At 67.8% G+C, this 9,304-nt stretch carries 8 protein-coding genes; 7 read left to right on the forward strand and 1 reads right to left on the reverse strand.

The features are described from left to right. Positions 1–382: 382 nt before the first annotated feature. Positions 383–1,231, reverse strand: coding sequence for a PAC2 family protein (locus tag VFF46_RS20005; protein ID WP_325038681.1), 849 nt, complete (start codon positions 1,229–1,231; stop codon positions 383–385). A gap of 199 nt (positions 1,232–1,430) precedes the next feature. On the opposite strand from VFF46_RS20005, the gene VFF46_RS20010 reads away from it, so the two are divergent. From VFF46_RS20010 to VFF46_RS20040, 7 genes are all read left to right on the forward strand, one after another. Further along, positions 1,431–2,084 carry an HAD family phosphatase gene (locus VFF46_RS20010; RefSeq protein ID WP_325038682.1) on the forward strand — a complete coding sequence of 218 codons (654 nt, stop codon included), beginning with the start codon at positions 1,431–1,433 and terminating at the stop codon, positions 2,082–2,084. A gap of 49 nt (positions 2,085–2,133) precedes the next feature. After that, entirely contained in the window at positions 2,134–3,705 is a 1,572-nt protein-coding gene (locus tag VFF46_RS20015; RefSeq protein ID WP_325038683.1) for an ABC transporter substrate-binding protein, read from the forward strand. A gap of 230 nt (positions 3,706–3,935) precedes the next feature. Continuing rightward, complete coding sequence (locus VFF46_RS20020; protein WP_325038684.1) at positions 3,936–4,928, forward strand: ABC transporter permease; 993 nt, start codon at positions 3,936–3,938, stop codon at positions 4,926–4,928. Between the two features lie 56 nt (positions 4,929–4,984). Beyond that, complete coding sequence (locus VFF46_RS20025) at positions 4,985–6,760, forward strand: ABC transporter substrate-binding protein (RefSeq protein ID WP_325038685.1); 1,776 nt, start codon at positions 4,985–4,987, stop codon at positions 6,758–6,760. Positions 6,761–6,856: 96 nt separating this feature from the next. Next, the gene (locus VFF46_RS20030; protein ID WP_325038686.1) at positions 6,857–7,870 is read left to right on the forward strand and encodes an ABC transporter permease; all 1,014 of its coding nucleotides are present in this window, start codon (positions 6,857–6,859) and stop codon (positions 7,868–7,870) included. Further along, complete coding sequence (locus VFF46_RS20035; RefSeq protein WP_325038687.1) at positions 7,867–8,940, forward strand: ABC transporter ATP-binding protein; 1,074 nt, start codon at positions 7,867–7,869, stop codon at positions 8,938–8,940. Before VFF46_RS20030 ends, VFF46_RS20035 begins: the two co-directional genes overlap by 4 nt. A gap of 11 nt (positions 8,941–8,951) precedes the next feature. Beyond that, positions 8,952–9,304 (forward strand): ATP-binding cassette domain-containing protein (locus VFF46_RS20040; RefSeq protein WP_325038688.1); only part of this gene is annotated, 353 nt, incomplete at its 3' end.

Raw genomic sequence — 9,304 nt, forward strand, 5'->3', positions numbered from 1 at the left:
TCGTCGACGCGGTCAGCGTGCTGAGGTCGACCGTCTTCGCGCTGCTCGCCTTGTTGCCGAAGATCCCGATCGCGGCGACCACCCCGAGCAGGACGAGCACAGCCAGTGCAGGGACCGAGCTACCACCCCGCTCGTTGCGCAAGCCCCGCATGTCACGGCTCCCAGTGATCCGGTGACGGCGCGCCGTCACCCCCCAGTTGTCCGGTCGAATATAAACCCACTGGTAACAACGCGCCACACCTCACGCCGGTTACGGCGTCCCGTTTCAGAGGTGAACCTCTGAGCCGGCCGGTTGGCCCGCTGCAGACGGCGCGACAACCGGCCATTTCAGGGGTTAACCGCTCAAACGACCCGGTGGGGGAGGTACGGCGGCGGGGTGGGGTTACTCGCCCGGGTGGTTCTTGTTGCGGCGTTTCAGGTAGCGCTCGAACTCGGCGGCGATCGCCTCGCCGGTGGCCTCCGGGAGGTCGGCGGTGTCGCGCTGCTCCTCGAGCGACTGCACGTACTCGGCGACCTCCGGGTCCTCCTCGCTCAGCTCGTCGGCGCCGCGCTGCCAGGCCCGCGCGAGCTCGGGCAGCTCGCCCTCCGGGATGGTCAGGTCGAGCAGCTCCTCGACCTTGCCGAGCAGCGCCAGTGACGCCTTCGGGCACGGCGTACCGGCGATGTAGTGCGGGATCGCGGACCAGATCGACACCGACGGGACGCCGAGGGTGCTGCACAGGTCGGCGAAGACGCCGGTGATCCCGGTCGGGCCCTCGTACGTCGACGGCTCCAGGCTCCAGGCCGCGGTCAGCTCGTCGTCCGACGAGGTCGCCGACACCGGGATCGGCCGGGTGTGCGGCGCGTCCGCGAGCAGCGCGCCGAGCACGACGACGACCTGCGCGTTCGACTCGTCGACCAGCTCCAGCAGCTCCCGGGAGAACGCCCGCCAGCGCATGTTCGGCTCGACGCCGCGGATCAGCAGCACGTCCCGGCCGGTGTCGTCCGGGCGGGCCAGGTAGATCCGGGTGGTCGGCCAGGTCAGCTGCCGGCCGCCGTCGTCGTCGATCGAGACCCGCGGCCGGTTCACCTGGTAGTCGTAGTAGTCCTCGGGGTCGATGGCCGTGACGAGCTCCGCGTCCCACTCGTCGATCAGGTGGTCGACCGCTCCGGTGGCCGCCTCGGCCGCGTCGTTCCAGCCCTCGAACGCGGCGATCACGACCGGGTCCCTCAGGTTCGCGAGGTCAACCACTCGCAGGCCCCCTGTCGTCTCTGTAGCCAACACCCGGCCCTGTCTGTTCAGTCGCCGGAATCCGGACTGCCAGCCTAGGGCATGTTTCCTGCTGAGACGGGGTCATGCGGGCCGGTTTCACCCCAGGCGGAACGTGTCGCGGGCGACCAGGGAGAATGGAGCCGACGTGATCTCGGGAGACGACGTAGAGGAGCTGTAGTTGCCGGCCCTGCAAGCGGTGCTGTGGGACATGGACGGGACGCTGGTCGACTCCGAGAAGGTCTGGGCGGAGGTGCAGATCGAGCTGCTCGCCAAGCTCGGCACGACCTGGACGCTCGAGGACTGCATGACCCTGATCGGCAGCGACCTGCGGGACGCGGTCAAGGTCTGGATGGCGCGGATCCCGGACGGCGTGATCACCGGCGAGGAGCTCGCGGAGCGGATGTTCACCGAGGTCGTGGAGGCGCTGCGCCGGGAGGTCACGTTCCAGCCGGGCGCGCTGGAGCTGCTGCGGGCGCTGCGCAAGGAGGACGTGCCGTGCGGGCTGGTGTCGGCGTCGTACCGGTCGATGATCGACGCGGTGCTCGGGCACCTGCCGCCGGACCTGTTCGACGTGATCGTGGCCGGCGACGAGGTGACCCTCGGCAAGCCGAACCCGGAGCCCTACCTGACGGCGGCCGAGCGGCTCGGTGTCGACCCGGCGTACTGCGTGGTGATCGAGGACTCGCTGACCGGTACGCAGGCCGGTACGGCGGCCGGCATGTACGTCGTCGCCGTACCGCAGTGGATCAGCATCCCGGACGCTCCGCGGCGGCTCGTGGTGACGTCGCTGGAGCCGCTCACACCGGAGTCCTTGCGCGCGCTGCTCCGTTGAGGAGCTACCGTCACTTGGTGCTTGTTGGGGCTGGGGAAAGGGTGAGACGGTGAGCGAGTGGGTGCGCCGATTGTCGGCGGCCGTGGCGGTGGGGACGCTGGGGGTGTCCTTGGCGGCCTGTGGCGAACCGGACGACAACGCCCCGCACCCGGGGGAGCAGACGCCGAAGCTGATGCTGCTGCGGCTCGCGACCACGGACTCGGTCACGTCGCTCGACCCTGCCGGCCCGTACGACGTGGCCTCGCGGACCGCCCAGGCGAACCTGTTCCAGACGCTGCTGACGATCCTCCCGGACAAGCCGACGCCGGTGCCGGACGCGGCGGACTGCCAGTTCGACTCGCCCACGACGTACACCTGCAGCCTCAAGGAGAACCTGACCTTCCCGAACGGGCACCAGCTGACCTCGTCGGACGTGAAGTTCAGCTTCGACCGGCTCGTGAAGCTGAGGACGCCCGGGGGGCTGGCGCCGCTGTTCGCGTCGGTGAAGTCGGTGAGTACGCCGGATCCGCTGACCGCCGTGTTCAACCTGACCGGCCCGGACGCGCGGCTGCCGTACCTGCTGACGACGACCGCGGCGTCGATCGTCGACGAGCAGTCGTACCCCGCGGACGCGCTGCTCCAGGACAAGGCGATCGGCAGTGGGCCGTACCAGCTGGCCGGGTTCAAGCCGGGCGCCGAGGTCTCGCTGACCAAGTTCAAGAACTACCACGGCCCGCGTGCGGCGCAGAACGACGGCGTCACGATCACCACGGTGCCGAGCGCACAGGAGCTCTACCGGCAGGTCTCCAGCGGTAAGGCCGACCTCGCGTTCCACGGTCTCGGGACGGCGCAGTTCGACAAGTTGCGCACCACGGGCGGCGCGCAGGTCGTCGACGCGGGCGCCGCGGAGATCCGGCTGTACGCGTTCCAGATGAAGTCGCTGCTGTCCCGCAACCCGGCGATCCGGCGCGCGGTGGCGCAGGTCGTCGACCGGGCCGCGATCGCGAAGACGGCGTACGGCGATCACGTGACCCCGCTGTACTCGGTCGTGCCGCCGGGCTTCGGTGGGCAGGTGGACGCGTTCCGGACGGAGTACAAGCAGCCGAACAAGACCGCGGCCGCGGCGATCCTGAAGAACGCGAACATCGCCGTACCGGTGCCGCTGACGGTCGGCTGGACCCCCTCGCAGTACGGCGTCGGCGCGAAGGCGGAGGTGCTGGAGCTGAAGCGGCAGCTCGAGGCGACCGGGTTGTTCCGGGTGACGCTGCGGGCCGTCGAGTGGCCGCTGTACCAGCAGGCGACGGCGGCCGGGGCGTACGACCTGTACCTGACCGGCTGGACGCCGGACTACCCGGACGCCGACGACTACCTGCGGCCGTTCGTGGCGGTCGACGGCGCGTTCGCGTCGAACGGGTACCGGTCGGCCGCGGCCACCAAGCTGCTGCAGCAGGAACGCGGCGAGCAGAACGGTCTGCGGCGCGACGACCTGATCGGTCAGCTACAGGGAGTGATCGCGCGCGACGCGTCGGTGATCCCGGTCTGGCAGGGACACGTCACGGTGGCCGCCGCCAAGGACCTGGAGAACGTGAAAACCGCGCTCGACCCGCTCTCGTTCCTTTATTTGTCCGGATTACGGCGCTGACACAAAGATGCCATGGCAGTAACGGTTCGCGAGGCCCCGGCGACCGTCGGTGCGACACCGTGGTTTACTGCGGAATGTCCACGATACGGGACGATTTCCTGACGATCACGATCGGGCAACGCAGCACTTTCCGCGTTTGACTCCGGGCTGTAATGGCGGCAGGTTAAGGCGGCAGCCATACCGGATTTCGTTCCGGTTCATCCGACGAACGAGGCAGGGGTACAGATCGCGTGAGCGCGCCACTCGAGGTCGATCCGGGATCCGCGTCAGCCCAGCCCGAGGCGGTGCTGGAAGGCGTCGGCAAGATCGAGGGCCGGTCGCTCTGGCAGATCTCCTGGATGCGGCTGAAGCGGGACAAGGTCGCGATCGCCGGAGGCATCTTCGTGGTCTTCCTGATGCTGGTCGGGCTGTTCGCGCCGCTGCTGTGCAAGCTCGTCGGTGTCACGCCGAACGACTTCCACCAGGACCTCGTCGACGCGTCCCTGCAGACCCCGATCGGCAGGTTCGGCGGGATCAGCTGGGCGCACCCGTTCGGCGTCGAGCCGGTGAACGGCCGCGACATCTTCGCCCGGATCGTCTACGGCGCCCGGATCTCGCTGCTGATCGCGTTCCTGGCAACGCTGCTGTCGGTGGTGATCGGGGTCGTGATGGGCATCGTCGCCGGGTACTTCGGCGGCTGGGTCGACACGCTGATCAGCCGGCTGATGGACATCTTCCTGGCGTTCCCGCTGGTGCTGTTCGCGCTCGCGCTGGTCGGCGCCGTACCGGACTCGATCCTCGGCCTCAGCGGCGACGCGCTCCGGGTCGCGCTGATCGTCTTCATCATCGGCTTCTTCAGCTGGCCGTACATCGGCCGGATCATCCGCGGCCAGACGCTCTCGCTGCGCGAACGGGAGTTCGTCGACGCCGCCCGCAGTCTCGGCGCGCGCCGGCCGTACATCCTGTTCACCGAACTGCTGCCGAACCTGATCGCGCCGATCCTCGTCTACGCGACCCTGCTGATCCCGACCAACGTCCTCTTCGAGGCGGGTCTGTCGTACCTCGGCGTCGGCGTCCGCCCCCCGACCGCCAGCTGGGGCGACATGCTCTCGATCGCGGCGAAGTGGTACTCGGTCGACCCCTGGTACATGATCTGGCCGGGGCTGTCGATCTTCATCACGGTGCTGGCGTTCAACCTGTTCGGCGACGGGCTGCGCGACGCGCTCGACCCGCGGTCGCGGTAGGACTTCTCTCCAACCAGGGAGCCTGGGCTCTCACAAATAAAGGGGTGCAAGAAGAGATGAGATGGAATCGCATCACGACGGCCACCGCCGTCAGTGCGGCCGTCACCCTGAGCCTGGTGGCTTGCGGGGGGCCCAAGGCCACGCCCGGCGGCGGGTCCAGCGCCGGCGGGGCGACGCCGGAGTTCAACGCCGCCGTCGGCAAGGTGTTCAACCCGAGCGACAAGAAGGGTGGCACGCTGCGGATGGCGATCACCCAGCAATGGGACTCGACCGACCCGGGTGACACCTACTACGGCCTCTCGTGGAACCTGGTGCGCAACTACGTCCGGCCGCTGATGACGTTCGCGGCGAAGCCGGGCGCCGAGGGCGCCAAGCCGGTGCCGGACCTGGCCGAGGCGCCGGGTGTGCCGAGCGACGGTGCCAAGACCTGGACCTACAAGATCCGCAAGGGCATCAAGTTCGAGGACGGTACGCCGGTCACGTCGAAGGACGTCAAGTACGCCGTCGCGCGGTCGCTGGACAAGGTCACGCTGCCGAACGGCCCGACGTACTTCAACGACTTCCTGCTGGACATCCCCGCGGGTTACAGCGTCTACAAGGACAAGACGCTGGCCGGGGTCGCGAAGGCGATCCAGACGCCGGACGACTACACCATCGTGTTCCACCTGAACAAGCCGTTCGCGTCCTTCGACTACTTCGCGCAGCTGCCGTCGACGGCACCGGTGCCGCAGGCCAAGGACACGGGTGCGAAGTACAAGGAGCACCCGATCGCGACCGGCCCGTACAAGTTCGGCACCTACAACCCGAACAGCGGTTTCGACCTGGTCCGCAACGACCAGTACGACCCGGCGACCGACCCGGACTCGGGCCGCAAGGCGCTGCCGGACAAGATCACCATCGCCTACAACGTCGAGGGCACCGACATCGACAACCGGCTGCTGGCCGGTGACCTGGACGTCGACCTCGCCGGTACCGGCGTACAGCCGGAAACCCAGGCGAAGATCCTCGCCGACCCGAAGTTGAAGGCACACGCCGACAACGTGCCTGCTCCGCGCCTGAACTGGACGGTGCTGAACAGCCAGGTCCCGCCGCTGGACAACATCCACTGCCGCAAGGCGATCCTGTACGCCGCCGACCACGAGGGCTACCAGCGCGCGTACGGTGGTCCGATCGGTGGTGACATCGCGACGAACCTGATGCCGCCGGGTGTCACCGGTTCCGAGCAGTTCGACGACTACGGTTTCAAGACCGACAAGAACGGCAACGTCGACAAGGCCAAGCAGGAACTGCAGCAGTGCGGTCAGCCGAACGGCTTCGCGATCAACATCACCTACCGCACCGACCGGGCCAAGGAGAAGGCGGTCGCCGAGACCCTTCAGCAGTCGCTGAAGCGGGTCGGTATCAACCTGACCACCAAGCCGTACCCGACCGGTGACTACACCAAGCTGTACGCCGGCAAGCCGGACTTCGCGAAGGCGAACCGCCTCGGCCTGATCGTCTACAGCTGGGGCGCGGACTGGAACGACGGCTTCGGCTTCCTGAGCCAGATCGTCGACAGCCGGGTGATCCGGCCCGCCGGTGGTAACACCAACCTCGGTATCCGCATCCCCGAGGTCGACACGATGATCGACCAGGCACTGAAGACGACCGACGAGACCGCCCGGAACAAGATCTGGGTGGACATCGACAAGAAGGTCATGGAGCAGGCGGGGGCGCTGCCGGGCATCTGGGCCAAGGGCCTGCTGTACCGTCCGGACACGCTGTCCAACGTCTTCACCAACGACGGTCAGAACATGTACGACTACGCGGCGATCGGTGTCGCCCAGAAGTAGTTGCTCTGACCAACCATCATTGTCGCCAGCAGAGGTAGGTGAAGGCTGACGGTGGCCGGTGATCAGCGATGATCATCGGCCACCAAGCCGCGTACGGTGCTCGCATATCTGGTCCGCCGGGTGATCGGGGCAGTGATCCTGCTCTTCATCGTCACGGCAGTCACGTTCTCGATCTTCTTCCTGGTCCCGCGGATCGGGGGTGCCACGCCGGACGACCTGGCGTCGCGGTACGTCGGCCGGAGCGTCGGCAAGGAGCAGATCCACGAGACCGCGGTAAAGCTCGGCTTCACCGATCCGCTCTACGTCCAGTACGGCCGGTTCGTCAAAGGGCTGGTCGCCGGTACGGAGTACAACTACGGCCCGGGAACCGAGCACTGCCCGGCGCCGTGCTTCGGGTACTCGTACCTGACCCAGACCCCGGTGTGGCCCGACCTGGTCGCGCGAATACCGGTCACTGCCTCGCTGGCGGGTGGTGCGGCCTTCATCTGGCTGATCACCGGTGTCGGCACCGGCATCATCTCCGCGCTGAGACGCGGGTCGGTGCTGGACCGATCACTCATGTCGGTGGCGCTGGCAGGTGTCTCGCTACCGATCTTCTTCACCGGCCTGCTGTCGCTGTCGATCTTCAGTTACGGACTCGGCTGGACGGCGCAGGGCGGTACCAACCCACTCGACGAGACCAATCCGTTGTGGTGGGCGTACGACCTGCTACTTCCCTGGGTGACACTCGCGTTCCTGTACGCCGCGGCGTACGCGCGACTCACCCGGGCCGGCATGCTCGAGACGATGAACGAGGACTTCGTCCGGACCGCCCGGGCCAAGGGCCTGACCGAACGGGACGTGGTGATCAAGCACGGGCTGCGGTCCGCGCTGACCCCGATCCTGACCATCTTCGGCCTGGACCTCGGGCTGCTGATGGGCGGCGCGATCCTCACCGAGACCACGTTCTCGCTACCGGGTATCGGCCAGTACGCGGTCATCGCGCTGCAGGCCAACGACCTGCCGAAGGTGCTCGGCGTGACGCTGGTGGCCGCGTTCTTCATCGTGTTTGCGAACCTGGTCGTGGATCTCCTGTACGCCGTCGTCGACCCGAGGGTGCGAATCTCGTGACCGAACCGATCGAAGAAGTTCAAGCTGCACCCGCCCAGCGCGTCGAGCGTGGTGAGGCGTTCCTCGACGTCCGCGACCTGAAGGTGCACTTCCCGACCGACGACGGGCTGGTGAAGTCCGTCGACGGGATCTCGTTCAAGCTGGAGCGCGGCAAGACGCTCGGCATCGTCGGCGAGTCCGGCTCGGGGAAGAGCGTCACCAGTCTGTCGATCATGGGCCTGCACAAGCCCGGTGTCGCGAACATCAGCGGCCAGATCTTCCTGGACGGCCAGGACCTGGTCTCGGCGACGCGCGAGGAGGTCCGGCTGCTGCGCGGCAAGCGGATGGCGATGATCTTCCAGGACCCGCTGTCCGCGATGCACCCGTTCTACACGGTCGGGCACCAGATCATCGAGGCCTACCGGGTGCACAACCAGGTCAGCAAGCAGGTCGCCCGCAAGCACGCGATCGAGATGCTGGACCGGGTCGGCATCCCGCAGCCGGACCGCCGGGTGGACGCGTACCCGCACCAGTTCTCCGGCGGCATGCGGCAGCGCGCGATGATCGCGATGGCGCTGTCCTGCGACCCGGACCTGCTGATCGCCGACGAGCCGACCACGGCGCTGGACGTCACCGTGCAGGCGCAGATCCTGGACCTGATCCGGGACCTGCAGCGCGAGTTCAACTCCGCGGTGATCATCATCACCCACGACCTCGGCGTGGTCGCCGAGCTGGCCGACGACATCCAGGTGATGTACGCCGGCCGCGCGATCGAGTACGGCACCGCCGAGGACATCTTCGACCGGCCGCAGCACCCGTACACCTGGGGGCTGCTCGGCTCGATGCCGCGGATCGACCGGGAGCGCACCGAGCGGCTGATCCCGATCAAGGGCACGCCGCCGAGCCTGATCAACGTGCCGAAGGGCTGCGCGTTCAACCCGCGCTGCAACTACGCGCACCTGAACAACGGGCTCAGCGAGACCGAGCGGCCGGAGCTGCTGGACACCGGCGACGGCCACATGGTCGCCTGCCACCTCTCCCCGCAGAACCGCCGCGAGGCGTGGGAGACCGACATCAAGCCGAAGCTCTGAACGGGACGACTGTGACTACTACTGACGCCGAAAAGACTCCGGAGACCCCGAAGCTGGGGGAGGAGCTGCTGTCGGTCGACGGCCTGGTCAAGCACTTCCCGATCCGGAAGGGCCTGCTGCAGCGCCAGGTCGGCGCCGTCCAGGCGGTCGACGGCCTGACGTTCAGCGTGCAGCAGGGCGAGACGCTGTCGCTGGTCGGGGAGTCGGGCTGCGGCAAGACCACGACCGGCCGGCTGCTCACCCGGCTCGAGGTGCCGACGGCCGGCAAGATCGTCTTCGAGGGCCGCGACATCAGCCACCTCGGCGAGGGCCGGATGCGCCCGCTGCGCCGCGACGTACAGATGATCTTCCAGGACCCGTACGG

The organism is Kribbella sp. (assembly GCF_035655035.1).
In the GTDB taxonomy this organism is placed as follows: Bacteria; Actinomycetota; Actinomycetes; order Propionibacteriales; family Kribbellaceae; genus Kribbella.

What these genes read in the sequence shown, in the direction of transcription:
- VFF46_RS20025 (WP_325038685.1), top strand. Translation starts at nt 4,985, where the DNA reads ATGAGATGGAATCGCATCACGACGGCCACCGCCGTCAGTGCGGCCGTC.